The organism is Mucilaginibacter oryzae, from assembly GCF_003148845.1.
GTDB classification, from domain to species: domain Bacteria; phylum Bacteroidota; class Bacteroidia; order Sphingobacteriales; family Sphingobacteriaceae; genus Mucilaginibacter; species Mucilaginibacter oryzae.
Window position 1 is genome coordinate 431,540 of record NZ_QGHA01000004.1, and the last position, 25,172, is coordinate 456,711.

24 protein-coding genes are annotated in these 25,172 nt (G+C 45.1%); 10 read left to right on the forward strand and 14 right to left on the reverse strand.

Annotated features, from left to right (window positions below; all coding sequences use genetic code 11):
• The first annotated feature begins 16 nt into the window (after nucleotides 1-16).
• The 6 genes from LX99_RS13700 (at nucleotide 17) to LX99_RS13725 (ending at nucleotide 9,434) form a co-directional block, all read left to right on the forward strand.
• On the forward strand, nucleotides 17-3,043 hold the full coding sequence (locus LX99_RS13700; protein ID WP_109608377.1) for a SusC/RagA family TonB-linked outer membrane protein: 3,027 nt from the start codon (nucleotides 17-19) through the stop codon (nucleotides 3,041-3,043).
• Nucleotides 3,044-3,054: 11 nt separating this feature from the next.
• Nucleotides 3,055-4,539, forward strand: coding sequence for a RagB/SusD family nutrient uptake outer membrane protein (locus tag LX99_RS13705; RefSeq protein ID WP_109608378.1), 1,485 nt, complete (start codon nucleotides 3,055-3,057; stop codon nucleotides 4,537-4,539).
• A 20-nt stretch (nucleotides 4,540-4,559) separates the two neighbouring features.
• Complete coding sequence (locus LX99_RS13710) at nucleotides 4,560-5,438, forward strand: LamG domain-containing protein (RefSeq protein ID WP_146203122.1); 879 nt, start codon at nucleotides 4,560-4,562, stop codon at nucleotides 5,436-5,438.
• A gap of 65 nt (nucleotides 5,439-5,503) precedes the next feature.
• Nucleotides 5,504-7,174, forward strand: coding sequence for a glucoamylase family protein (locus LX99_RS13715; protein WP_109608380.1), 1,671 nt, complete (start codon nucleotides 5,504-5,506; stop codon nucleotides 7,172-7,174).
• Between the two features lie 18 nt (nucleotides 7,175-7,192).
• Complete coding sequence (locus tag LX99_RS13720) at nucleotides 7,193-8,548, forward strand: glucoamylase family protein (protein ID WP_109608381.1); 1,356 nt, start codon at nucleotides 7,193-7,195, stop codon at nucleotides 8,546-8,548.
• 88 nt (nucleotides 8,549-8,636) lie between these two features.
• Nucleotides 8,637-9,434 (forward strand): carboxylesterase family protein, encoded by a 798-nt coding sequence (locus LX99_RS13725; protein WP_109608382.1) that lies wholly within the window; start codon nucleotides 8,637-8,639, stop codon nucleotides 9,432-9,434.
• Nucleotides 9,435-9,827: 393 nt separating this feature from the next.
• Here LX99_RS13725 and LX99_RS13730 read toward each other — a convergent pair whose 3' ends face one another.
• The 4 genes from LX99_RS13730 to LX99_RS13745 all read right to left on the reverse strand — a co-directional run bounded on the left by LX99_RS13730 (nucleotide 9,828) and on the right by LX99_RS13745 (nucleotide 13,218).
• Nucleotides 9,828-10,949, reverse strand: a complete 1,122-nt coding sequence (locus LX99_RS13730) for a hypothetical protein (protein ID WP_109608383.1) — start codon at nucleotides 10,947-10,949, stop codon at nucleotides 9,828-9,830.
• Between the two features lie 89 nt (nucleotides 10,950-11,038).
• The gene (locus tag LX99_RS13735; protein ID WP_109608384.1) at nucleotides 11,039-11,254 is read right to left on the reverse strand and encodes a DUF2442 domain-containing protein; all 216 of its coding nucleotides are present in this window, start codon (nucleotides 11,252-11,254) and stop codon (nucleotides 11,039-11,041) included.
• 84 nt (nucleotides 11,255-11,338) lie between these two features.
• Entirely contained in the window at nucleotides 11,339-12,064 is a 726-nt protein-coding gene (locus LX99_RS13740; RefSeq protein WP_109608475.1) for a YebC/PmpR family DNA-binding transcriptional regulator, read from the reverse strand.
• A gap of 200 nt (nucleotides 12,065-12,264) precedes the next feature.
• Entirely contained in the window at nucleotides 12,265-13,218 is a 954-nt protein-coding gene (locus LX99_RS13745) for an NAD-dependent epimerase/dehydratase family protein (RefSeq protein ID WP_109608385.1), read from the reverse strand.
• Between the two features lie 358 nt (nucleotides 13,219-13,576).
• Between LX99_RS13745 and LX99_RS13750 the strand changes: the two genes are divergently transcribed.
• Entirely contained in the window at nucleotides 13,577-14,584 is a 1,008-nt protein-coding gene (locus LX99_RS13750; RefSeq protein ID WP_109608386.1) for an aspartate-semialdehyde dehydrogenase, read from the forward strand.
• A gap of 210 nt (nucleotides 14,585-14,794) precedes the next feature.
• Here LX99_RS13750 and cmk read toward each other — a convergent pair whose 3' ends face one another.
• Nucleotides 14,795-15,472, reverse strand: coding sequence for a (d)CMP kinase (gene cmk / locus LX99_RS13755; RefSeq protein ID WP_109608387.1), 678 nt, complete (start codon nucleotides 15,470-15,472; stop codon nucleotides 14,795-14,797).
• A gap of 69 nt (nucleotides 15,473-15,541) precedes the next feature.
• On the opposite strand from cmk, the gene arfB reads away from it, so the two are divergent.
• Entirely contained in the window at nucleotides 15,542-15,958 is a 417-nt protein-coding gene (gene arfB, locus LX99_RS13760) for an alternative ribosome rescue aminoacyl-tRNA hydrolase ArfB (protein WP_109608388.1), read from the forward strand.
• 77 nt (nucleotides 15,959-16,035) lie between these two features.
• Here the strand turns inward: arfB and LX99_RS13765 are convergent, their stop codons facing one another.
• Entirely contained in the window at nucleotides 16,036-16,995 is a 960-nt protein-coding gene (locus tag LX99_RS13765; protein WP_109608389.1) for a lipid A deacylase LpxR family protein, read from the reverse strand.
• A gap of 164 nt (nucleotides 16,996-17,159) precedes the next feature.
• A complete protein-coding gene (lon, locus tag LX99_RS13770) occupies nucleotides 17,160-19,634 on the reverse strand; it encodes an endopeptidase La (RefSeq protein WP_109608390.1) in 2,475 nt (824 codons plus the stop codon).
• 370 nt (nucleotides 19,635-20,004) lie between these two features.
• Here lon and LX99_RS13775 point away from each other — a divergent pair, with 370 nt between their 5' ends.
• Entirely contained in the window at nucleotides 20,005-20,649 is a 645-nt protein-coding gene (locus tag LX99_RS13775; protein ID WP_109608391.1) for a tetratricopeptide repeat protein, read from the forward strand.
• Nucleotides 20,645-20,890 (forward strand): SRPBCC domain-containing protein, encoded by a 246-nt coding sequence (locus LX99_RS13780; RefSeq protein ID WP_281270959.1) that lies wholly within the window; start codon nucleotides 20,645-20,647, stop codon nucleotides 20,888-20,890. The genes LX99_RS13775 and LX99_RS13780 overlap by 5 nt, the downstream gene beginning before the upstream one ends.
• Nucleotides 20,891-21,052: 162 nt before the next feature.
• Here the strand turns inward: LX99_RS13780 and LX99_RS13785 are convergent, their stop codons facing one another.
• From LX99_RS13785 to LX99_RS13815, 7 genes are all read right to left on the reverse strand, one after another.
• On the reverse strand, nucleotides 21,053-21,502 hold the full coding sequence (locus LX99_RS13785) for a MarR family winged helix-turn-helix transcriptional regulator (protein ID WP_022832686.1): 450 nt from the start codon (nucleotides 21,500-21,502) through the stop codon (nucleotides 21,053-21,055).
• A 46-nt stretch (nucleotides 21,503-21,548) separates the two neighbouring features.
• On the reverse strand, nucleotides 21,549-21,737 hold the full coding sequence (locus LX99_RS13790; protein WP_109608393.1) for a DUF5522 domain-containing protein: 189 nt from the start codon (nucleotides 21,735-21,737) through the stop codon (nucleotides 21,549-21,551).
• The gene (locus LX99_RS13795) at nucleotides 21,737-22,675 is read right to left on the reverse strand and encodes an MBL fold metallo-hydrolase (RefSeq protein ID WP_109608394.1); all 939 of its coding nucleotides are present in this window, start codon (nucleotides 22,673-22,675) and stop codon (nucleotides 21,737-21,739) included. The genes LX99_RS13790 and LX99_RS13795 overlap by 1 nt, the downstream gene beginning before the upstream one ends.
• Nucleotides 22,675-23,271, reverse strand: coding sequence for a dephospho-CoA kinase (gene coaE, locus LX99_RS13800; RefSeq protein WP_109608395.1), 597 nt, complete (start codon nucleotides 23,269-23,271; stop codon nucleotides 22,675-22,677). The genes LX99_RS13795 and coaE overlap by 1 nt, the downstream gene beginning before the upstream one ends.
• Entirely contained in the window at nucleotides 23,271-24,215 is a 945-nt protein-coding gene (locus LX99_RS13805) for a CdaR family protein (RefSeq protein ID WP_109608396.1), read from the reverse strand. Before LX99_RS13805 ends, coaE begins: the two co-directional genes overlap by 1 nt.
• Nucleotides 24,216-24,385: 170 nt before the next feature.
• Nucleotides 24,386-24,709, reverse strand: coding sequence for a preprotein translocase subunit YajC (gene yajC / locus LX99_RS13810; protein WP_109608397.1), 324 nt, complete (start codon nucleotides 24,707-24,709; stop codon nucleotides 24,386-24,388).
• A 12-nt stretch (nucleotides 24,710-24,721) separates the two neighbouring features.
• Nucleotides 24,722-25,168 (reverse strand): DUF1573 domain-containing protein, encoded by a 447-nt coding sequence (locus tag LX99_RS13815; RefSeq protein WP_109608398.1) that lies wholly within the window; start codon nucleotides 25,166-25,168, stop codon nucleotides 24,722-24,724.
• Nucleotides 25,169-25,172: the final 4 nt, after the last annotated feature.

Consider the following 25,172-nt stretch of genomic DNA (forward strand, 5'->3'; position numbering starts at 1 on the left):
TTTTACAAACCCCACTATGAAAAGATTCTTTACTATTTCAGGAGTGTTGTTATTGCTTTTATTTTCCTATGACGCCACGTTTGCACAAAACGTTACAGTTAAAGGTAAAGTAACTGATGCTGCCACTGGCGAGGCGCTGATAGGCGTATCGGTACAGGTAAGCGGTACAATAACAGGAGCCCAGACAGATGTTAATGGTTCATACACCATTAGCGCGGCAAAAACCGCAACTTTAACATTTACTTACATAGGCTACACCAGTTTATCAGTACCGGTGAATGGCCAAACTACACTTAACGTATTATTAAAACCCCAGGCTAATGAATTGGCGCAGGTGGTTGTGGTTGGTTACGGCACCCAGCGTAAGCTTGACGTTACCGGTTCGGTAGCGTCGGTAAAAGGTACCGAAATTTCAAAACAAGCATCGGTAAACCCGATAAGCGGTTTACAGGGCAAGGTTGCCGGTGTACAAATTACCAACAGCGGTTCGCCAGGCGCTTCACCTACCATCAGTATCCGCGGTTTAGGTACTGTTTTTGGAAATGTAAGCCCTTTATATGTGGTTGATGGTGTTTGGTATGACGATATCAGTTTCCTGAACCCGCAGGATATCGAAAATATTTCGATCCTGAAAGATGCTTCGAGCAGCGCTATTTTTGGTGTCAGGGCGGCCAATGGTGTAGTGTTGGTTACCACCAAACGCGGCAGCAAAGGTAAGCCGGTTATCAACTACAATGGTTATGCGGGCTGGCAATCAGTTACCAACCAGGTAAAAATGGCCAATGCCACCGAATATGCAACTGCAATTAATGAGCTTTATGCTTATAATAACGTTAGCCCGGTATTATTCAGTGATCCGGCCAGTTATGGCAAGGGTACCGATTGGTACGGACAGATTTTGCGAAACGCTTTTGTAACTAATCATGAGCTATCACTTAGCGGTGGTACCGAGAAGGTAACCTATAACCTGTCATTCGGATATCTTGATCAGGATGGTTTGGCAAAAACCAATAACTACAAACGTTATACCCTGCACTTATCAAATGATTTTAAACCTGTAAAAGACCTTAAATTTGGATATACCCTAAGTGGTTTGTCCGGAAAATCGGCCGATGTAAATGGTGGGATTTTTCACCAGTTGTTTGGTGTTGCGCCAACCCTGCCGGTATATTACAAAGATGGTGCCTACGGCGACCCTAACGATTACCATACAGGTGATGGTAACAACTACAACCCGCAGGCTACGCTTGATTTTTTCAACCAAAAATCAAGAAACATGCGTTTAACTTACAACGCCTATGGCGAAGTATCGTTTCTTAAAAACTTTAAATTTAAATCAAGTTTTGGTGGCGATATTGGTCAGGCTGAGGTACGAGGATATACGCCTGTTTACGCGGCTACATTCGCGCAGAAAAGTTTGGTATCAAACCTTGATGTTAATCATAGCGAAACCCGCAACTGGATCTGGGAAAATACGCTTACCTATGATGTAAAAATCAAGGATCATAAAATAACTGCCTTGTTAGGTTATAGCGCGCAAAATTATCGTACCAAACAGTTAGATGCTCATGCCCAAAACGTACCTTACGTGAGCAGCGGCAGCTTGCGCAGTTCATTCCCCGATACTGCTAAGGTAACTTACTATCCAACTCCGGGTTCGCAGGTGTTTACACGTGCTTTGTCTCAATTTGCGCGCGTTAACTACTCGTTTAAAGATAAATATCTTTTAAACGCGTCTATCCGTCGGGATGGTGCCTCTCAGTTTTATGGTGATCATACTTATGGTTACTTCCCGTCAGTAGGTGGCGGGTGGGTAATCACCAATGAGGGTTTCATGAAAGATCAAAAAGTGTTTAACAACTTAAAGCTTAGGGCAAGCTGGGGTAAACAGGGTAACTCTGGAGTGCCGATTAATCCAAGTATCCTTACTGTTTCTGCCGATCCTTATTTAACAGCTGTATTTGGTAACCCGCAGACAACATATCCAGGTGCCAGCGTTAACACCATAGTACCACCAACCGTGTTCTGGGAAAAAACGGAATCAACCGATTTTGGTATTGAGGGCTCGGTTCTTGATAGCAGATTATCATTTGAGGCCGATTACTATGACCGCCAGACAAAAGATGCGATCTACCCTCTTCCTGTATTAGCTTCGTTAGGTACAGGAGGTGGTAACGTACTCGGCAACCAGGCAACTATTCAAAACCGTGGCTTTGAGGTATTGTTAAGCTGGAAAGATCAGGCTACCAAAGATTTTTATTACAGCATCAGCGCCAACCTGGGCATCAACAACAACAAAGTTTTAAAAGTATTATCAGGAAATATACCTATTTACCAGGGTGGTAACGGCATAGCTAACGGCCAGTTGGCTACCCGCACCGTTGTTGGCCAGCCGATAGGCGAGTTTTATGGCTACCAGGTTACCGGTATTTTCCAAACGCCAGAGCAAGTTGCCGCCTCGAAACAAACCGGGGCCAAACCGGGCGACTTTATTTACCAGGATACCAATAACGATGGTGTGATAGATAGTAAAGACCGTGTGTCTTTAGGCAGCCCGATGCCAAAATATAATTATGGTATCAACACCTCGTTCACTTACAAGAATTTTGATCTTGCCCTTGATTTTCAGGGTACCGCCGATGTAAGCGTTTATAATGCCAATATCGCTTACCGCTTTGGTAACGAAAATTTCACCAAAGACTTTTTTGATCACCGCTGGCATGGTCCGGGCACATCTAATACCTATCCATCAGTAAACGTAGGCTCTACAGACAATGCTAAGCCAAACTCGTTTTATGTAGAAAGCGGTGCTTATTTCAGGCTCAGGAACGCCCAGTTAGGTTACACTTTGCCTGGAAGCATATTAAGCAAATGGAAAATACAAAAGGTTAGGTTGTTCGCCAACGCGCAAAATGCCCTTAACTTCTTCGGCTACAAGGGCTTTAGTCCGGAAGTTGGCGGTTCTGTAGGTAATATGGGTATCGATGCTAATGTTTACCCATTGTATGCTACCTACAATTTTGGTGTTAACGTTACTTTTTAATCAATATAAAGATGAAGAACAGTAAAAAAACTTTATTGCAAAAGGCCGTTATTTTAGGTCTTGTTGCATCAGCTATATCATTTCAGGCTTGTAAAAAGAGCTTCTTAAACGTTGCTCCGGCGGGTAACCAGGCAGCCACCCAATTCTGGAAAACTCAGGACGACGCTACAAAAGCTGTAAATGCCATGTATGCTAACCTGCGCGAATGGAAAAACATCGCTTTCGCTCCGATAGCCGTTGAAAGCATGGGATCTGACGATGCCGAAAAAGGCAGCAGCCCTACCGATGCTACATTTTTCAATAATTTTCACAACTTCACTGTAACCGCAGGTGACGGCCAGGTAGCTGATTTTTGGGCAGGCCAGTATCAAACTATTAACTTTGCCAACCAGATTTTGACTAATGTACCGGGCATAACTATGGATGAGGGCCTCAAAGCAAGATATCTTGCCGAAGCTAAATTTATCCGCGCCTATGCTTATTTCAGGTTAGTGCGCGCCTTTGGCGATGTGCCTTTGCGTTTATCTGTGCCTAAAAACGCCTCTGATTATAACCTGCCGCGCTCGCCGAAAGCACAGGTTTGGGCCGCTATCGAAACTGATTTGAATGATGCCGCGTCGGTTTTACCGCAATCTTATTCATCGGCCGATATTGGTCGCGCTACTAAAGGTGCCGCACTTACTTTACATGCTAAAGCCGCATTATATCAAAAGAAATGGACTGACGTGGTTACCTACACCACACAGGTAATGGGTATGGGTTATTCATTGTTTCCTGATTACGAGCAGATGTTCCGTACCACGCATAAAAACAACCAGGAATCTATTTTCGAGGTTCAGTGTATGCTGATCCCCAATAACCCTGACGCCTCTAATTCGCAGTATTCGCAGGTGCAGGGGGTGCGCGGCTCAACTGGTGGTGGCTGGGGCTTTAACGTGCCAACTGCCGATTTGGCTGCAGCCTACGAAACTGGCGACCCGCGCCGCGATGCCACCATTATTTTTCGCGGTGAAACTACACCGGAGGGTGATAAAATCCCTGCCGACGGGGATAACCCGATGTACAACCAGAAATCGTACGTGCCTTTCAGTCTGTATGTATCGGGCTTTAACGAAGGCTGCCAGCAAAATAAAATCGTTTTACGCTATGCGGATGTATTGCTGATGAACGCAGAAGCCAACAATGAGTTAGGTAATTCGGCACCTGCCCTGGCATCGCTTGAGTTGGTGCGTGCCCGTGCAAGGGCCGGTAACGCCGCGATATTGCCTAAAGTAACCGTTACCGGACAGGCCGATTTACGCGCCGCTATTTATAAAGAGCGCCGCGTTGAATTTGCGATGGAGTTTGACCGTTATTTCGATGTGATCCGCCAGGGACGTGGTGCAGAAGTATTTGGTTCGCGCGGCTGGAAAGCAGGTAAAAACGAGGTATGGCCGGTACCGCAAAATGAAATTGACCTAAGCGGCGGCACTTTAACACAAAACCCGGGTTATTGATCATCAAAAATTCAGCAACAATGAAATTACTATCCAACAATAAAATAAAAGCAACGCTGCTGGCCGGTGCCGTGGCGTGTGCCACGATCACATCGTGCCAAAAAGGCTTCGATCCCAAATCGTACGCACCTTCAAAACCGCTGCCAACCTTTGGGGGCTACAGCGCCAGTAAAGATATTGAGCCTGCCAGCCTGGTAGCTTATTATCCGTTCACAACCTCTCTGGCCGATAGTATTGCCGGTGGTACAGGCGTAGCAACCGGTACCAGCTTTGCCAAGGGCTTAAATGGTAATGGTTTAAAAGGCGCAGCCAATGCTTACGCTCTTTATGATACCCCTGCCGCTATTAAAGCTTTAAAAAGTTTTACTGCCAGTATATGGGTAAATATGCCGCAAAATAATGCCGCTATAGGCTTAATGGATATCCAGAATGATCAGCCCGGAGGCGCAGGTTTCTGGGGCAGCTTAGCCATATTTTTTGATAATGGCGGCTCGGCCACAAAAGGCGTACTGAAGGTGCATGCCTTTAATATAGCCGGCAGTTCGGCTGGTGTTGACGGTTGGGAGGGCGGATACAGCGTTGACGATCCGTGGAATAAATGGATCAATGTAACCGTTACGTTTGATGCGGCAAGTTCAACTATTTATGTTTATTACAACGGAGCCCTGGCCGGCAAAAACACGGTTGCAGGTTTTGCCCCGATGGACTGGAGCAAGGCAGCTAAAATGGTGTTCGGTACGTTGCAGTTTCAAACTACACCTTCGCTTACTGCAAATACAGGTGCGCAGGGCTGGGCTGGGTATGTTACCGGTACTTTAGATAACATCCGCTTTTATAATAAAGCGCTTTCAGCTTCGCAGGTTTCGGCTTTATACAACCTCGAAGCCGCCGGAAGATAATACACAGTTGATTGATTCGGGTTGTCCTGCCGTAAGGCAGGCAACCTTTTTTATCCCCATCTACAATGATAAATACTAAAAGCACTTTGGTATTTGCAGTTGCGCTTTTATTTTTTGCCTGCGGTAAAAGTTCAAAAAGCAACCCTGATCCGGTTAAGCCAACGCCATCGTCATTTACCTTTAGTTCGGTTAAGGTAAACGGTAAAAGCCAGGGCTTTACTTATACCGATGTAAGTACAAAGCCTGCTATAAGTATTTCTTTTTCCGAACCCCTTAACCGTTCGTTGGCAGGCGGGAGCGTTGCTATTACTGACGCGGCAGGAGCAGCGGCCGCTTTTACCGTAGCTTTTCAGCATAACGACAGCACGTTGGTGATCACTCCGAACGGTTTGCAAAATATAAGCCGGTATACCGTTAATGTTTCAACGGCTTTAAAATCGGCCAAAAGCGGTAGCCTTCAATCGGCCGTCCAGATTAAGCTCACTACCTCAATTGATAGTACCCCGAAGTTTCCATTGGTGAGCGATACGGAATTGCTCGACCTGGTTGAGAAGCAAACCTTTAGATATTTTTATGATTTTGGCCACCCCACCAGCGGCCTGGCGCGCGAGCGCAACTCGTCGGGCGATGTGGTAACATCCGGCGGGTCTGGTTTCGGTATAATGGCCATTATTGCCGGTATAAATCGTGGCTATATTACCCACGCCGATGGCCTTGCGCGGCTCCAGAAAATTGTAGGTTTTTTAAATACCAAAGCGCAAAAGTTTCACGGCGCACTTCCGCATTGGTTAAATGGTACTACAGGGGCCGTTGTGCCTTTCAGCGCGCAGGATAACGGTGCCGACCTTGTAGAAACTTCTTACCTGATGCAGGGCCTTATCACCGCCCGCCAGTATTTTAACGATGCCAGCCAGGCCGAAACCCAGTTGCGCGCGGACATTAATGCCTTGTGGAATGGTGTTGAGTGGGACTGGTTCAGGCAAAACAATCAAAACGTACTTTACTGGCATTGGAGCCCCGATCAAAACTGGGCTATCAACATGAAAATAAGCGGCTGGAACGAAGCGCTGATCACTTATGTGCTCGGTGCTTCTTCAACCACCCATGGTATCCCCAAATCGGTTTACGACCAGGGATGGGCGGCTAATGGCGGTATTAAAAACGGCAAAACATTTTATAATGTTACCCTGCCGCTTGGGCCGGATAGGGGTGGACCGCTGTTTTTTGCACATTATTCTTTCCTCGGTATAAACCCTAATGGGTTAAGCGATGCTTATGCCAACTACGAAACACAGAACAAGGCCCACGCCCTTATCAATTATAATTATTGCGTAACTAACCCTCTGGGTAATGGCGGTTATAGTGCCGACTGCTGGGGACTGACCGCCAGTGATATTCAAGGCGGTTATACCGCAAGTTCGCCAACCAACGACGTTGGCGTGATTGCCCCTACCGCAGCCATCGCCTCGTTGCCATATACGCCTGCGCAATCAATGGCCGCCCTTCGTTTTTTTTATTACACCCTGGGTGATAAGCTTTGGGGTGAATATGGTTTTCACGATGCTTTTAATTTAACGGACCCGTGGTTTGCTGATTCGTATCTGGCTATTGACCAGGGGCCTATTGTGGTGATGATTGAGAATTATCGTAGCGGCCTGCTCTGGAACTTGTTTATGAGTGCGCCCGAAATAAAAACAGGAATGAAAAGCTTAGGCTTTAGCAGCCCTAACTTATAAAATACAACTATTTTTCGAATGAAAAAACTATCTATTATTACCCACATTCTGCTGTCGCTGTCGCTTTGTGGCTTTGCCCAAAAACCGGCAAAAAAGGCCAACGATGGGATTAAGCCGGTAGGCATTATCAGGAACCTTACAGATAGCGCCCTGCTTGATGTGGTGCAGCGCCAAACATTCAGGTATTTCTGGGATTTTGGTCACCCGGTAAGCGGGTTGGCCCGCGAGCGGAGTAATACTTCGTTTGATTATGGCAATGAGGTGGTAACCACCGGCGGCTCAGGTTTCGGTGTAATGTCATTGATCGTGGCTGATAGCCGTAAGTGGATCACCCACGAGCAGGCAGTTGACAGGATGCTGAAGATTGTCAGGTTTTTAAGCAAGGCTGATGAATTTCACGGCGCTTTCCCGCACTGGTTAAACGGCGAAACTGGTAAGGTGATCCGTTTTGGCCGTAAGGATGACGGGGCGGATATTGTTGAATCGGCCTACCTGTTCCAGGGCCTGTTGTGCGCCAGGCAGTACTTTAACGCCGATAACCCGAAAGAAAATACCATTCGCGGTATGATCAATGGTTTGTGGAGCGATATGGAATGGAACTGGTTTACCCGCGATGGCCGCGATGCCCTTTACTGGCACTGGAGCCCCAACAACGGCTGGGCCATGAATTTTCCGATACATGGTTTTAACGAATGTTTAATTACCTATGTGTTGGCCGCATCGGCCGAGCGTTACCCGGTTAGTGCCAGTGTTTATCATAACGGCTGGGTGCAGAGCGACTTTTTTAAAAACGGGAAAACTTTTTACGGCTTTAAATTACCCCTGGGTTTTGATTATGGCGGTCCGCTGTTTTTTTCGCAGTACTCTTTTCTGGGTTTAAATCCGAAGGGCTTAAAAGATCAATATGCTGATTACTGGGAACAGAATAAGAATCATACCCTCATTAATCATGCTTATTGCGTAGAAAACCCACAAAAATATAAAGGCTACGGCGAAAATTGCTGGGGACTAACCGCCAGCGATAACTATGAGGGATACAACGCGCATTCGCCAACTAATGATCTGGGTGTAATCACACCTACCGCGGCGCTATCGGCTTTCCCTTACACGCCCGAATATTCAATGAAGGCCCTGCGCCATTTTTATTACGATCTTGGCGATAAGATCTGGGGAGAGTACGGTTTTACGGATGCTTTCAGCGAATCGCATAACTGGTATGCTAATTCATATTTGGCAATAGATCAGGGGCCTATCATTGTGATGATTGAAAACTATCGTACGGGTTTGCTTTGGAAGCTTTTTATGAGTTGCCCTGAGGTGAAGGGCGGTTTAAAAAAGCTGGGTTTTGAAAGCCCGGAAATCGCAAAAAATTAAATCGGCCGAAAAATAAACAAAAGGTGTTTAAAGAGGTTAAATTTGTTTTGGTACATTAAAACTGTACTAAAACTTTTAACCTTTTTTTATGGTCAAAAAAATGCCCGTTATTGTTGCGCTGGGTTTGTTATTGTTATCCTCTTTCTCAGCAGGTGCACAAAATATGTCGTCGTTTGATAGGGGAAGTTATATTTTTAAAGTAGATACGCTGCCTTATCGCATACTGTTTCCCAAACATTTTAACCCCGGACAAAAGTACCCGTTGCTGTTTGTGCTTCACGGGTCGGGGGAACGCGGCAATAACAACGAATCGCAACTGGTTTATGGAGCCTCCCGCTTTCTGCAGGATAGCGTACGGGAAATGTACGAGGCTATCGTGGTTTTTCCGCAATGCCCGGCTAAAAGCTATTGGAGCAATGTGAAGCAGGTAACTGATTCGGTAACCAATAAACGTAAATTTATTTTCCAGGAAGATGCACCGCCAACTATGGCCATGGTAATGTTGATGGGCCTGGTTGAGCAGTTTTTAGATAAGCCTTTTGTAGATAAGCATAAAGTTTACGTGGGTGGCCTGAGTATGGGCGGCATGGGCACGTTCGAGATCATTGGCCGTAAACCTAAAGTATTCGCTGCAGCGTTTGCCATTTGCGGCGGTGACAATACGCTCAATGCAAAAAAATACGCTAAAAAAGTTCCACTGTGGATCTTCCACGGTAGTAATGACCCTGTAGTACCCGCAGATCATTCGCAGGTTATGGTAGATGCCATTAAAGAGGCCGGGGGTAATCCGCGTTTTACCTTATATCCTGGCGTTGGGCACAACAGTTGGGAAAATGCCTTTAATGAGCCCGATTTGCTGCATTGGTTGTTTTCGCATAGCAAGTAACATTGATATTTACTGGTGAAAACACCATGGCCGTCAACTTAAGAACGAGGCCATTCAAAAGTTGAGGAGAAAAGTATGATTTACTCGCTAAGTACTACTGTGCTTAGATTCCCCGTAGGGGATACCTATTTATAGACGATGCAAGCAGACAGTCTTTTGCCTCGTAGAGGCTACCCTCTTCAGGATATTTATAAGCATGATTTATAGGGTAGCCTCTAAGAGGCAAAGGGCCTTTTTATCTTTATCCTACAAACGGGTAGCGCCTAACGGCGCATCGGAAAATTTGTATATGGCAGCTTAGGTTAACGGTCAAGGTGACAAAACCAACAACGGCGAGACAGCGAATGGAAGTTACGCGTCTGCTAAACTCCTGGAAAGTTTGGAGTAAATGATTTACTCTTCCTCCTCCGATTTTTTGGGAGTAGTTTTAGCATTGAACCGCGGCTTAAAGCCAAGCTTTGGTGCAGTAGGTTCTGTTGGCTTTGTGGGTTCATCAATGGGCGGGTCGGCTTTTTCATTCTCCACTGGTTTTTCCTCTTCAGCTGCTGGCTTTGGTTTCATAGCCGCAGCGTTAAAACGCGGTTTAAAACCTAATTTTGGTGCGGGTACTTCTGTAGCCGGTGCCTGAGGTGCCTCTTCAGCAGGTGATTGTTCCTCTTTTTTAACTTCAATAATCGGGGCATCCTCTTCAACAGCAGGTTTTGGTTTCACTATAGCAGCGTTAAAGCGGGGTTTAAAACCCATTTTAGGCGCTGGTTTTTCTTCAGCTGCGGTATCGTCTTTCTTATCCTCGGCAGGCGTTTCCTTAGGCTTCATCGCAGCGGCGTTGAAGCGGGGGGGGAAGCCCATTTTTGCAGCGGGTTTTTCTTCGGTTGGCTTAGGCGCTTCGGCAGTAGCTTCTTCTTTTTTATCTTCTGCCGGTACCGCATCTTCAGCTGGCTTGGGTTTTACCATTGCCGCGTTAAAGCGGGGTTTAAAACCTGGCTTTGCAACTGTTGGCGTTTCCGACGGGGCCGCTGGTGTATCAGCTTTTTGTTCGGAAGGTGCTTCTGCTGATGTTATTTCACTATCAGTTGGTTTTGCCTTAGCCATTGCAGGGTTAAAGCGTGGTTTAAATGCCGGTTTGGCCGCATTTTTGGTAGCAGGCGTTTCCGGATTTGTTGGTTCTGGAGCCTGTTCTTTCAGATCTTCGGTTGAAGTAGTCGGTTTGGGAGCGGCCGGCGCGCGATACTTAGGCGTAAAGCCAACTTTAGCAGTTGGTGCGGGTTCAGTCAAACTCTCTGTGATCGTTTGCTCGGCCAGCTGGTTTTTGATTTTTACCTTTTCGGTTTTTACTTCGACAGGCATCGGGAACCTGCGCCTCAGTTTATTGAACCAGTATTTTTTGGAATGGTCGAAGCTTTTTTCGCCCATTTGTTCAAAATGGTTTTGGAATTCAGAAAACAAAGCCGGCTCGCCTTGTTGTAAGGCGGTAAGGTCAATTCTTTTCTTCTTTAAAAATTCCTCAAAAACCATTTTTTGTCAGATATAAGAATCAGGAATCAAGAGATTAAGACAAAAGGAGTTTCTCATCTTGTTTCTCGACTCTTGTGGTCTTGGCTCTCTCACAGCATCACATCAGTATCCAGTTTATTAAAACGGATCCCCTTGTCGGTTTGGCTCCAGTCTTCACGTTCCTCATCAGTAGCGTTGAGGAGTTTGGGGAACCATTCCAGCGGAAAAGCTTGTGGTTTGCCGCCGTCACTTTCAACAAAAAGAAGACCGTTAGCAAAAGTTACTTTTACTTTACGTTCGCCTTTTCGTGTGTTTAATAGTGGCATAGCCCCCTCTAAATCTCCCCCGGTAGGGGAGACTTTTTATTTTGTTTATTAAAGCCCTCCCTACCGGGGAGGTTTTTGTTGGGCTTACTCGGCCATGTTATGGTAAACTGCCTGCACGTCGTCGTCTTCTTCCAAACGGTCAATCAGTTTCATAATCTCCGGAACCTGCTCTTCAGTTACCGAATGGAATGATTGCGGAATGCGCTCCAGTTTGGCCGATTTTACTTCGATACCCATTTCTTCCAAAGCTTTTTGCATTTTGCCAAAATCTTCAAAAGCTGTATGGATTACAGCAATATCGTTGCCATTTTCGTCGGCTTCAACAAATATTTCTTCCAGGCCGGCATCAATCAGTTCCAGTTCAAGCTCTTCCAGGTCGCGGTCGCCCGGCTCAAAAGTGAAAACCGATTTGCGGGTGAATATGAAATCAAGCGAACCTGTTTTTCCTAACGAGCCGCCGTATTTGGTAAAATAGCTGCGTACATTGGCAACAGTACGGTTGGTGTTATCTGTAGCGGTTTCAACGAGCACGGCAACACCGTATGGCGCGTAACCTTCGTAAACAAGCTCTTCGTAATCTTTTTCGTCGCGGCTCGACGCGCGTTTAATGGCAGCCTCAACACGGTCTTTAGGCATGTTTACGGCTTTGGCGTTTTGTACCGCGGTGCGCAGGCGCGAGTTGGTGTTCACATCGCCGCCGCCGGCTTTAACAGCCATCACAATCTCTTTACCTAAACGGGTAAACTGCACAGCCATTTTGGCCCAGCGCTTAAATTTTCTTTCTTTACGGAATTCAAATGCTCTTCCCATGTGTTTTAGTTCATTGTTTGTGGTTGATGGTTCATGGATCAACCCTTATTGTTTCACAAGCGCTTGCCTGTAAAAGCGAGGCTGTAAATATAATATTTGTTTAACTAAAGGCGGATAAAAACCTTTAACCTTTATCCTCTGGTCTTTAAGCTTTAAAAGTCAAAACCTTTATCCCTTTCGCCTTTAACCTCTTACCTCGCTTAAATGATCTTTTTCAAGTTTTCCAGCATGTCGGCCACCATTTTGGGCAGGTTGTATTCTAACTGCCAGCCCCAGTCGTTTTGGGCGTAGCTGTCATCTATCGATTTTGGCCAGCTATCGGCAATGGCCTGGCGCGGATCATTCCCGCTGTAGCTGATCTCGAAACCGGGGATCAATTTTTTGATCTCCGCGGCTAATTGCTCAGGGGTAAAGCTAATGCCTGCTAAATTGTATGACGAGCGGATGCTGATCTTTTCGGCAGGTGCATCCATTAAACTGATGGTGGCACGGATGGCATCGTCCATATACATCATGGGCAGGGCTGTACCCCCTGCCAAAAAGCTTTCGTATTTGCCGGTTTTTAAGGCCTGGTGAAATATGTGTACGGCATAATCGGTGGTGCCGCCGCCCGGGTTGGCTTTCCAGCCTACCAAACCAGGGTAACGGATGCTGCGTACATCCAGTCCGTATTTATTAAAATAATATTCGCACCAGCGTTCGCCGGCCAGTTTGCTGAAGCCGTAAACTGTATTAGGGTCCATTACACAATACTGCGGTGTATGGTATTGCGGCGAATGAGGACCGAAAACAGCAATAGAACTTGGCCAGAATACTTTGTTAACTTTAAATTCAACCGCGAAATCGAGGATATGTAACAGGCCGGTCATGTTCAGGTCCCAGGCCATTTTAGGTTTTTGTTCACCTACGGCAGATAGGATGGCCGCCAACAGGTAAACTTGTGTAGGGCGGTGCTTATCAAATATGTGATGCAGGTTATCTTTGTCAAGCACGTTCACCAGTTCAAAAGGACCGCTGCTGATGCGCATTGCATAGGTAGGGCTGTTGATATCCGAAGCTATAACAGCATCGGCGCCGTGTATATTTCTCAAAGCCAGTACCAGTTCGGTGCCTATTTGTCCGTTGGCGCCAATCACCAAAATTTTTTCGCTCATGCAATTTTGAGTTTTACGGCGCAAATGTAGGGTTTTTAAGTATTTAGTCAGCAAGTCCGAAGTCGGTAAGTCCAAAAGAAGTAAAAAAGCCTGGATTTGGACCTTACACCAATTTCGGTTTTTCAGTCTGGACCGAGATTTGGGGGGATTTTTAGGATTGATGAGAGTGACAAAATCTGCGTAATTATTCCCAATCGGTGTAATCTCATAAAGTAATTCCCACAAAAACTATAGACTTAATATTTCTCCGATACCAAAAAAATGTGCATATTTGAGGGTTTAACTTTTAAAACACATAATCAATTAAAAAGGGGCCGCTGTGAAGCAGCCCGGATACATTTCAAAAACAATTTAAAAAATGAAAGTCGCAGTAGTAGGTGCTACAGGATTAGTAGGCACCAAAATGTTGCAGGTTCTTGCAGAACGCAACTTCCCCGTTACAGAATTAATTCCCGTAGCTTCAGAAAAAAGTATTGGTAAAGAAATTACTTTTAAGGGTAAGCAGTTTAAGGTAGTTTCTGTTGAGGATGCGATTAAGATGAAGCCGGACGTAGCGATTTTCTCGGCCGGCGGAAGCACTTCATTACAGCAAGCCCCTTTGTTTGCGGCTGCTGGTACAACTGTGATCGATAACTCGTCGGCATGGCGCATGGATCCAACCAAAAAACTGGTTGTGCCCGAGGTTAACGCTAATGTGCTTACTCCCGAAGATAAGATCATTGCCAACCCAAACTGTTCAACCATACAAATGGTGGTAGCTTTAAAACCGCTGCATGATAAATATAAAATAAAAAGGGTGGTGGTTTCAACCTACCAGTCAGTTACCGGTACCGGCGTTAAGGCTGTCGATCAGTTGTTTAACGAGCGTAAAGGCATTGACGGACCGAAAGTTTACCCATACACTATCGACCTGAACGTGATCCCTCAAATTGACGTATTTACCGAAAATGGTTATACCAAAGAGGAGATGAAAATGATCCTCGAAACCAAAAAGATCATGGGCGATGACAGCATTAAAGTAACTGCCACTACAGTACGCATCCCGGTTATGGGTGGCCACTCCGAGTCGGTTAATATTGAGTTTGTTAACGATTTCGACCTGGCCGAAGTACGCGAACTGTTAGCGAACGCGCCGGGCGTTGTTGTGGTTGACGATACAGCAAACCTGAAATACCCGATGCCGCTTGATGCGCATGATAAAGATGAGGTGTTTGTAGGTCGTATCCGTCGTGACGAAACTCAGGATAATACCCTGAACTGTTGGATAGTATCAGACAACCTGCGTAAAGGCGCTGCTACCAATGCCGTGCAAATTGCCGAGTACCTGGCAGCTCAGCATCTGATCGGTCAGCCTGTTGAGGCGTAAGCATCTATAGATATTACATAGTAAAGCCCCATAGCGTTTGTTATGGGGCTTTTTTCTGCAGATAAATATCCTTAAATTTGAGTATGAACGAAATATTTTTCCTTATTGAAGTCAAATCAGAATTTACAGAATTTTAGGATCAAAAAAATTATGTAATTATCATACATTGTGACAATTCTCAAATTCGGTAAATTCTGATTCAAACAATCATTATTCCGCAATAAACGGTTCGATATGGCTCAGGGCAAACATCAGCTGCTCGTCCTGGCTCAGGTCGGTGTTATCTAATATGATGGCGTCTTCGGCGCGGGTTAAAGGGCTTTCTTCGCGGGTGGTGTCCTGGTAATCACGATGGGCCAGGTTATCAAAAACTTCTTCGAGGGTGATATCAGGGTTGGTTGGCAATAACTCTTTATAGCGACGTTCTGCGCGTACCTTTGGGTCGGCGGTCATAAATAGTTTTACCTGTGCATCCGGAAATACTACGGTGCCGATGTCCCGACCATCCATAATGATGTTTTTTGAACGGCCCAGGCGTTGCTGCTGGCGCACCATGGCAGTGCGAACTTCTTTGATAGCGGCTACTGCACTTACTTTTTCCGCCACGTGCATCTGCCGAATCTCTTCCGATACATCCTCTTCATTTAATGTAATGAAGGTTTTATGGTTGTGGGTTTTAAAATTCAGATGGATGTTGTGTAGGGCGTTGGCTACCTGAGCATGATCTTGCAGGTCAATATTATGCCTGATAAAGTATAAGGCCACGGCGCGATACATTGCCCCGCTATCAACATAAATAAACTGAAGCTCTTTTGCTAAGGCTTTTGCGATAGTGCTTTTCCCGCATGAAGAATAGCCATCGATGGCTACTACAATATTGTTGCTCATAGGATTGCTAAAATAGCAAATTCACAGCAAAAAGATAGTCCTTTGCAGTAAGTTAATGTATTTTTAAACATGAATTTTAACAAAGCTGATCTGCAAAAAGAAACGGTATACAAAACATCCAGAAGCGGCGGCAAGGGCGGCCAGAATGTAAATAAAGTATCCAGCAAAGTTGAACTGCTGTTTTCAATCACAGCATCGGCTTTATTTACTGAGGAAGAAAAGCAAACTCTTACTGAAAAGCTGCAAAACCGCTTAAACAAAGATGGTTATGTGCAGGTGATTTGCGATGAAGAACGCAGTCAGTATCTAAATAAAGAAAAAGCTATCGGGCGCCTTATACTGCTGCTTACCAAAGCGCTTCAGAAGCCTAAGGTGCGTAAACCAACCAAGGTGAGCAAAGCAGCAAAAGCCGCACGGTTGGATAATAAGAAAATACAATCGGCCAAAAAAGAGGGAAGAGGCCGGAAGTTTGATATCAGTGATTAGGATGTTAGAGAATCAGAGGCTGGAGATCTGAGTTTAGACATTGACACTAACCTCTAATCTCCAACCACTGATCTCTCCTACTTAAACCTATAAAACCCGGTAATTGACCCCCACTGGTGTGAGCGGATCATCTCTTTAGTATCTTTGGTATGGAAAATGGCGGCAACATCAAACGCGAACCTGCTGGTGGTAAAAGCCACACCAAACTGCTGGCTGAAAATAAACGGTTTTTTAGTCCCCGTAATTTCCATGCTTCCGGGATCATCGTGCTTCCGGAAAAGGCTGCCTTGTATGGTGGCATCATAACCAACCAGGTTGGCCAATGGTTTGTAATAAAAAAATATTTCGTGTTTGTGCAGCAATTGCTCTTCGCCACCGGTTGATACAATGCTCTGTGTACTTATTGAGTTGAAAAGCTGGTTAAAGTTACCAATACGAACAAAGCCGCCTGCTCCTGCCCCCGTAAAACCGTTGCCAAGGTTGGCATATGATGCAAAACTCAGATCAATCCACGAGGCCCTCGCTAACAGCTTATTATACTCTGCCGACAGGTTAAGTTCCACATCATTTTTAATTTGATACTGCCAGCCATTAAGCGAATAAAAACCAAAGGTGCTGTGGATAAGTTTTTGAACGGGTTCGCCGCCAGCCGCGGGGCCAACCAAGCCTAATTGAGCGCCCAGCTTCAGGTTGCTTTCGTTTTTATATAAAAAGTTTAACGTTGAGCCTATATAGGAGTACGCAGCAAAAGGCCTGTCTACATCAAAAGGTCCGCGTACATAGCCCGATTGCGGGTTAAACATTTTTTGGCCCATTTCAAAGCCCAGTACTTTGTTTTGCAGTTCTTTTTGAGATGGATTTACCTGTAAAGCCTTGCGGTAATAAAAAAAGATACCGTTGGTGTAATACCTGTCAGAACCCTGGCCCAGGAATGAATCATTATCTGATTGGATCCCAAATTCGTGGCCACGTGTCTGGGCAACTAAACAGGTAGTGCCCAATAGGCATACCAGCGTAAAAAATAGTTTATTAAGCATTGGGGTTTATATAGTAATTAGCTCGCTAATATATAAAAAACGCAATGTAAATAAAGGAGTTGTGGAATTGGCGGGTTAGGAAAGTTTGACAGCAAAACTTTTATTCTCAAAAAAAAGGTTCACAGGGCAAACTGCGAACCTTTTTTAAATATGGGCGGTTTTAATTAATTAACAACGTTTTTTTCGTCTTCTTTAACAGTCAAATCCAAAGCATCTTTTACTTTTTCATCAAGTACCGCCAGCTTAATTACATCGCGCATATCGGTAACATAATGGAAGCTGAGATCTTTTATATAATCCTCTTTAATTTCAAGGATATCCTTTTGGTTGGATTTACAAAGGATAATCTCTTTGATATTGGCACGTTTGGCAGCCAGGATCTTTTCTTTGATACCGCCAACAGGCAATACACGGCCGCGCAGGGTAATTTCGCCTGTCATGGCTAAATGAGGTTTCACTTTACGTTGCGTAAACGCCGAAACCAGCGCGGTAAGCATGGTAACACCTGCAGAAGGTCCATCTTTAGGCGTAGCACCCGCCGGAACATGAACGTGTACATCCCACTGGTCAAACAGTTTCGGGTTAATATTAAATGTACCTGCGTGCGCGCGTAAATAGGCAAGCGCGATGGTAACAGATTCTTTCATCACATCGCCAAGGCTGCCTGTAAGGGTTAAGCGCCCTTTACCCGGGCTCAGGCTTGCTTCAATAAACAGGATGTCGCCGCCAACAGATGTCCAGGCTAAGCCTGTTACAACGCCTGCAACGTCGTTCCCTTCGTAAAGGTCTTTGTCAAAGATGGGCGCGCCTAATATCTTTTCAATGTCTTTTTTGTTAACATTGGTATTATAAGGCTCGTCCATCGCGATGTTTTTGGCTACGCCCCGCACTACCGAACCTATTTTTTTCTCCAGCGAACGCACGCCCGATTCACGGGTGTAATCTACAATCAGTTTTTCAAGCACATCGGCTTTCAGGCTGATGTCTTTTAATTTAAGACCGTGGGCTTCGCGTTGCTTCGGCAACAGGTGTTGCTTGGCAATCTCCACTTTTTCTTCGATGGTGTAGCCATTAACCTCAATAATTTCCATCCTGTCAAGCAAAGCAGGCTGGATCGTGCTTAATGAGTTTGCGGTAGCTATAAACATCACGTTAGAAAGGTCGTAATCCATCTCTACATAATGATCATAAAAAGTGCCGTTTTGCTCCGGGTCAAGCACCTCAAGCAGGGCGGATGACGGATCGCCCCTGAAATCATTACCAACCTTATCTATCTCATCCAAAATAAAAACCGGGTTTGAAGCGCCCGCTTTTTTGATAGACTGGATGATGCGGCCGGGCATGGCGCCGATATATGTTTTACGGTGACCGCGAATCTCGGCTTCATCACGAATACCGCCCAATGCCATCCTTACATATTTACGGCCGAGGGCTTTGGCTATTGATTTTCCCAGTGAGGTTTTACCAACACCCGGAGGGCCCACCAAACACAGTATTGGCGCTTTCATATCATGCTTTAACTTCAGCACGGCCAGGTATTCGATAATGCGTTGTTTTACTTTATCTAAGCCAAAATGGTCTTTATCCAAAACGCGTTGCGCACGTTTCAGGTCGAAGTTATCTTTGGTGAACTCGTTCCATGGCAAATCAAGCAGCAGCTCGAGGTAGTTGATCTGTACCGAATAATCGGCCGCTGCTGGATTGGTGCGCGCCAGTTTCTCAATCTCTTTATTAAAATGATCCTTAACCTCTTTAGCCCATTTCTTCTTGGCTGCGCGCTGGCGCAGGCTGTCAATTTCCAGGTCGGGTGTGTTGCCGCCAAGTTCTTCCTGTATGGTTTTAAGCTGCTGGTTCAGAAAATAATCGCGCTGCTGCTTGTCAAGGTCAACGCGTACCTTGGTCTGGATCTGGTTTTTAAGCTCCAGCATCTGCAAATCGAGCGTTAAATGTTCCAGTACCAGGTTGGCACGTTCGCGCAGGTTGGCAACCTCAAGCAGGCGCTGTTTGGCCGCCATATCGGCATTCATATTTGATGATATGAAGTTGATCAGGAACGAAGTGCTTTCAATATTGCGGATAGCGATGCCCGCTTCGCTCGGAATATTTGGCGAAAGCTGGATAATGTTCATGGCCATATCTTTAATAGATGATACCATGGCTTTAAATTCCTTATCTTCCTTGCCTTTTATTTCCTGGAATGGTTCAACAGTTGCTTTAATGTACGGTTCGCTTTGTACCTCTTCTTTCAGGTAAAAGCGTTTTTTGCCCTGTATAATAACAGTAGTATTACCATCGGGCATCTGCAGCATTTTGATGATGAGCGCAATGGTACCTACTTTGTTAAGCTGGTTGAAAGTAGGGTCTTCAATGCCCACATCCTGTTGCGCAACCACCCCAATCATCCGGCTGCCTTTGTTGGCATCGCGAATCAATTTGATTGATTTATCCCTGCCAACGGTAATAGGTATCACAACACCGGGAAATAACACCGTGTTGCGTAAAGGCAATATAGGCATCACATCGGGCAATTCTTCGTTATTCATTTCCTCCTCATCCTCTGATGACATGAGCGGAAAAAACTCCGAATCCTCATTTATAACCGGTAAAGCATGCTTGAAATCAAACGGATCTAAACTCATTAATTATATTTATGTGTAGTATAAAACGTCATGTTGTCAGCCTGTAAGCTTACCACGGCGGTGTTTACAGGTAAATTTGCAGTTTTAAGCCGCGGAACATTATGTTTCAAGAGCTGTGCCAAGTTAAGCTAATAAATAACAACAATCAATTTACGTAATTAATATATTGATTACGTGATTATTATAAATAAGTTGGTTGATTTGTAAATAAATGAGATTTTGTTGTTAAAGATGAAAAAAAGTCATAGTATCGCTGTGCTCAAAATTTTTGTGCCCGGTAATTTTTAAAATAAATTAATAGTAAGGCATAATAATTTGTTTTATTGATAGTTATTGTAATACCATTATTGTTTAACCATTAATCCGTTCAATGAAACTGTCGGTTATCATTCCCTTCCTGATCATGTCAACGTTCGAACCTGCATTGGCGCAAAACGCTTATGTTAGGCTGGGGCAGCAAGCGTTGATGGATGGTGATTTTCGGTCGGCAGTGGCTCATTTGGAAAAGGCCTGTATTACCGATTCAACCAATGCCAATGCCATGTGGATGCTGGGTTATTCGTATTACCATAGTGATAATTATAAAAAATCAATAGTGGCTTATAGCAAGGTGATAGCGGTGAAGCCTGCCGACGCTACCGCTTATTATTACCGCGCAAGGGCCAAAGGTTACCTCGGCCGTGATAGCCAGGCCAGCCCTGCCGATAAAGAACTTTATTTATTAGGGGCTATCGTCGATCTTACCAAGGCTATAGCCATCAACAACGATTTAAAGGATAATAAATACTACCAGAACCGTGGCATCGCCTATCGCGATTACGGTATGTTCAAACTGCAAAACAACTCACGCTTTTATGATAGGGCGCGGGGATTAAACTCACTCAAAGCCGCTATTGCCGACCTGGAAAAAGTACTGGCCGATAATCCATCCCGCATGGATATAGCTACCTTGATCGATCAATCAAAAGATAAACTGATTCAGGCCACTACCGGCAATACGTTGGTTAAGCATTGACTTTTTTCAGGGGGGCAGAAGGTTTGATTTTGAGGCTACTTATGATGAAATTGTTGAAGGCGAAAAGTTTACCTGCACCATGCCAAACGGTCGCCAGGCGAGCGTGCAGTTTAAACAAAACGGAGCGCAGACTGATGTTACCGTAACGTTCGATCCGGAAAATCAAAACCCTATCGAAATGCAGAAAAATGGCTGGCAGGCCATCTTAAATAGTTTTAAAAACTATACTGAAGCAAATTGATATTAACCTGATATGGTTTATTACTAAAAACATGCGGTAAATACTGGCGTTGCAAACGCCAATCCATATTAAGCGCTCATTTTAAATGAGCGCAAGAAATATGAGCGCAAGAGATAAAAAAAAATCATAGCTGCAATTACCTTTCGCCTCTAAGCTCAAAATCTATCCCCGCATTTTGTCCAATAAATCGCTAAGTGTAGCGGCTTCATCTTCGGTGAGGTTTTGGCTCAGGATATCTTTTGTTTTAAACTCCTGGTCCATTTTCGCAAGGGTAGCCAGGCCTTCTTCGCTAATGCGGATATCTACGGCCCTGCGGTCGCGGTTGTTGGTACAGCGCGATACGAGGCCTTTCTGAACCAGGCGGTCAACAATGCGCGAAGCGTCAGACATTTTATCGATCATCCGTTCCTTCAGCAGGTTGATGGTAGCCGGTTTAGGGTACTGGCCCCGCAAAATCCTCAGGATATTAAATTGCTGTTGCGTAATATTATGTTTTTCAAAATGGCAACGAAAATAGTTACCCAGCCACCCCTGCGTGTAGGCCACGTTAATGGCTACCTTGTGGTAAACGTCTTCAAAATTGGTACTTTGTATTTCGTCTTCTATCCGCATAATAGTAGTAATGAATGGGATACAAATATGTTTAATTATTTTTAATTTAACATGGATTTGTTGACCCGTTATCCGCTGCACCGGTTTCAGATTGGGTTAATGGCGGCCTGCCATAATTCCAGGGGCAGTGCAGGCATTTGTTTTTGCAGCAGTAGCCGCGCTTTAAATGGTATTGGGCTGTAAAAACAAAATTGCCATCGTCGTTAATATAGTAATCGGCACCCTCCTGCAACATCAATTCAGTATTTTTACAAAGATATCATCTTTTAGATAAGCCCGCAGGTGTTCGCCCTTGCCATGAAGCGTCCAAACCTGTTGGGGTTGGGTTTGGGCTATGGTTTGCAGGATATCGTTCCAGTCTACATGGTCGGATATAAATAAGGTGTCCTGGTTGTTAACCTGTAAATTTTTCCACCCGGAAGCAAACAACCGTTTTACTCCCGTAGCCCTGATGTAACTATCAAAAGTAAAAGGCGGAACGACATACACAAATTCATCCTGAACCTTCATTAGTTTACGCCCGTAAACCTGGTATTTACCCGGCGGGAAACCCATCTTTTCATAAATAAGATTGATAGGCATTATTTTATGGTGCACCAGGATCTTTTTTTGCGGCGCATGTTCGGTTATCAGGTTAATTAGCCGCTGGCTTTTGCCAAGCGCGTAAGCGCCCAACAGGATGTTTACTTTAATATCATTTATCTTTATGATCTCGGCAACCGGATCGGGATGGATCACAGCGGGATCAGCAAAAGTGCTTTCTGTAATCAATACATCAGCGGTAACCCATTCCACAGGCTCGCAGGTGGCATCTGGCTGCAGCTTGTAATCGCCGGTATAAAGGTAGCGCGCGCCCCGGTATTCCATCAGGATCTGAGCCGAGCCGAGCATGTGCCCTGCCGGCACAAGGGTTATGGTTACGCCGCCAACCACAAATGGCCGGTTAAACTCCGCTATGTGGAAAACCCTGGCTGCTGTACGGTCATATCTCAGTTGCATAATGCTTGCCGTAGCCCTGGTGCAATATACATTGGTGTTACCGCTTACGGCATGATCAGCATGGGCGTGTGATATGATAGCCGTTTTGGCCGGTTGTTGCGGGTCGAGATAGAAATCGCCGTATTTACAGTACAGGCCTTTATCATCAAAGTAAACAAAATCGTCGAGTATCATTAATTGCGGGAGAGTGACAGGTAAAGCTCGTGTAAACGCAGTATCTGCGGTATTACCAACTGCTTTCCGTCGTTGATAATTACATCATTGGCCAGTTTTACTTTTTCATCCTGGGGCATCTGGCGGGCCTCGCGGCTTTCCACATCGGCGCGGCTTAACTTATCGCGAAGCATTACACGGTTAATCCGGGTTTCGAGCGGGGCGGTGATCATAATAGCCCGGTCGCACATTTTATACGATCCGCTTTCAAACAAGATAGCAGCCTCCCGAATTACGTAGGGTGCGGCCTGGTGCAGCCCGTCAAATTGTTCAAAAGCCCTGAATACGGCGGGATGTACCAGCGCGTTCAGCTTATCAAGTTCGGCCTTGTTGTTGAAAACTATGTTGGAGATGTATTTACGGTTCAGGCTGCCATCACCCCTATAAGCCTCGTTGCCAAAAGCCTGTTTAATACCTGCAATAAGTACATCATCGGTAACCATTACCTTTTTAGCTTCGTCATCGGCATAAAAAACCGGTACGCCAAGCAATTCAAATACCTTGGCTATGGTTGTTTTGCCGCTGCCTATATTACCTGTTAAACCTACTTTAAGCATTATTTGGTGATGATGAAATCGATGTTGCCGGGTTCAACTTTTACTATTTTACAAAACGGGGGCACTCGGATCAGCTTTACCGGCAAGGTGCTGTAACCTTTATCGCGCCACAAATCCAGGTCGGCGGTAGCTTCAAAAAGATCTTCGTCCATATCGGGGTACCTGCTTAACGATGTGGTAAAAGTGATCTTTACCTTTTGCGGAAATACCTTTACATCCGCGTAATTATTATGGAGCAGCTTTACCGGGATCTCGAGTGTTTTTTCGGTAAACTCATCAACCGGTATAATGGCCTGTACCGATCTGGGGTAAACGTTCAGGTTTCCCTCTTTGCTGGGCTGCAGGTTTACCCGGGTATTAATCGTTTCGTTAATACCGGTTAATTTAAGCGAATCTGTTTTCCACGAAGTGATATCCTTCAGCCGTTCAACCGGGCCGCTCACGGTAACGTATGCCGGTTTCACCGTGATATTACCCGATATGGCAAACTGTTTTTGATAAACTATCCCGGTTACCAGTTCCACAGGTACTTTTTTTACCAGGCGGTTACTGAAATCAAAATACAAGGTATCCGGATCGATAGAGATGATCTGGCTCACACCTTCCTTACCCGCGTTAATTTGTTTTAACTGGCTGCTTAAAACCACGTAATTATGGTTTTCGAGCGTGTGCAGATCAACGGTAAGCGGTTTGCTATCGTTATTGATTTTTGAAAAAAGCATTTGCCAGCCGGTGCCCTTAATGGTAACGTCAACCGTATCGGGCTGCAGCGAATGAAAAGCGCGCTTTTGAGGAGCGTTTTTAAATATCAGCACCTCGCGGATGGTGTAGGGAATAGGATCAGAAAGGGTAGTAAAAATCCAGGCTACAACAGCCACGGCCAAACAGGTAAAAAATACCGATAGCCGCCTCCGTTCTGTTGCCGATAATTTTACTATTGCCATTATTTTTTAAGGTTAAAGGCGAAAGGTTAAAGGTGAAAGGTTTTCCACTTTAGTGTTTCCCTTTTCCTTTAACCTTTCATCCTGTTTGTTTTATGTAAGGAGTGTTTAAGGTTCAAAACGATAAGCTTCTACCTTTCGCCTTTAACCTTTTCCCTTTCACCTAAACAAAACTATGCTTTTTTCTCAACCGGCGGCGTATTCAGCGCTTTTGATGCCTCGAGCGAGATAGCTGATTTATCAAAGCGGATTTTGCCGTTATCAACCTCAACTAAAAAAGTAGTATCGTTAACAGCGATAATACGGCCGTGAATACCGGCAGTAGTCACTACTTTATCACCTGTTTTTAATTCTTCAACGTATTTTTTTTGGTCTTTTTGTTTTTTAACCTGCGGGCGGATCATGAAAAAGTAAAACACCACGATGATCAACACCATGGGTACCAGCTGGCCATACTGACCAAAACCGCCTGCCTCTAATAAAATAGTAGCTATCATTGTTTAAATTAATTATTTCTTTTTTAATACCTCGCCTATCAGGTGTACCATCGTTTCGGCGGGAATGGTGTTGGCGGTAACCGTAATTTGTTTATCCTGCAAACCGCTTTTGCCGGCACTGTTAAAGGTAACGCCTATAACAGCGCTTTCGCCGGGTTTAACCGGGCTTTTAGGCCAGGTTGGGGTAGTGCAGCCGCAGGTAGCACGCGCGTTGGTAATAATCAACGGCGATTTACCGGTATTGGTAAATTTAAAATCGTAATGCGTGGTATCGCCTTCGGTAATCTTGCCAAAATCGTGGCTTTCTTTTTCAAATTTCACCACCGGCGCGTTGGCCGCTTTGGCGCTGCTATCTGCCTGTGCCGTAGCGCTGCTATCTGCTTTGCTGCCGCTCCCGGTGCCATTGCAGGCTGCCAGTAACATGCCTGCTGCAACTAAACTTAAAAACAGTTTTTTCATTTTT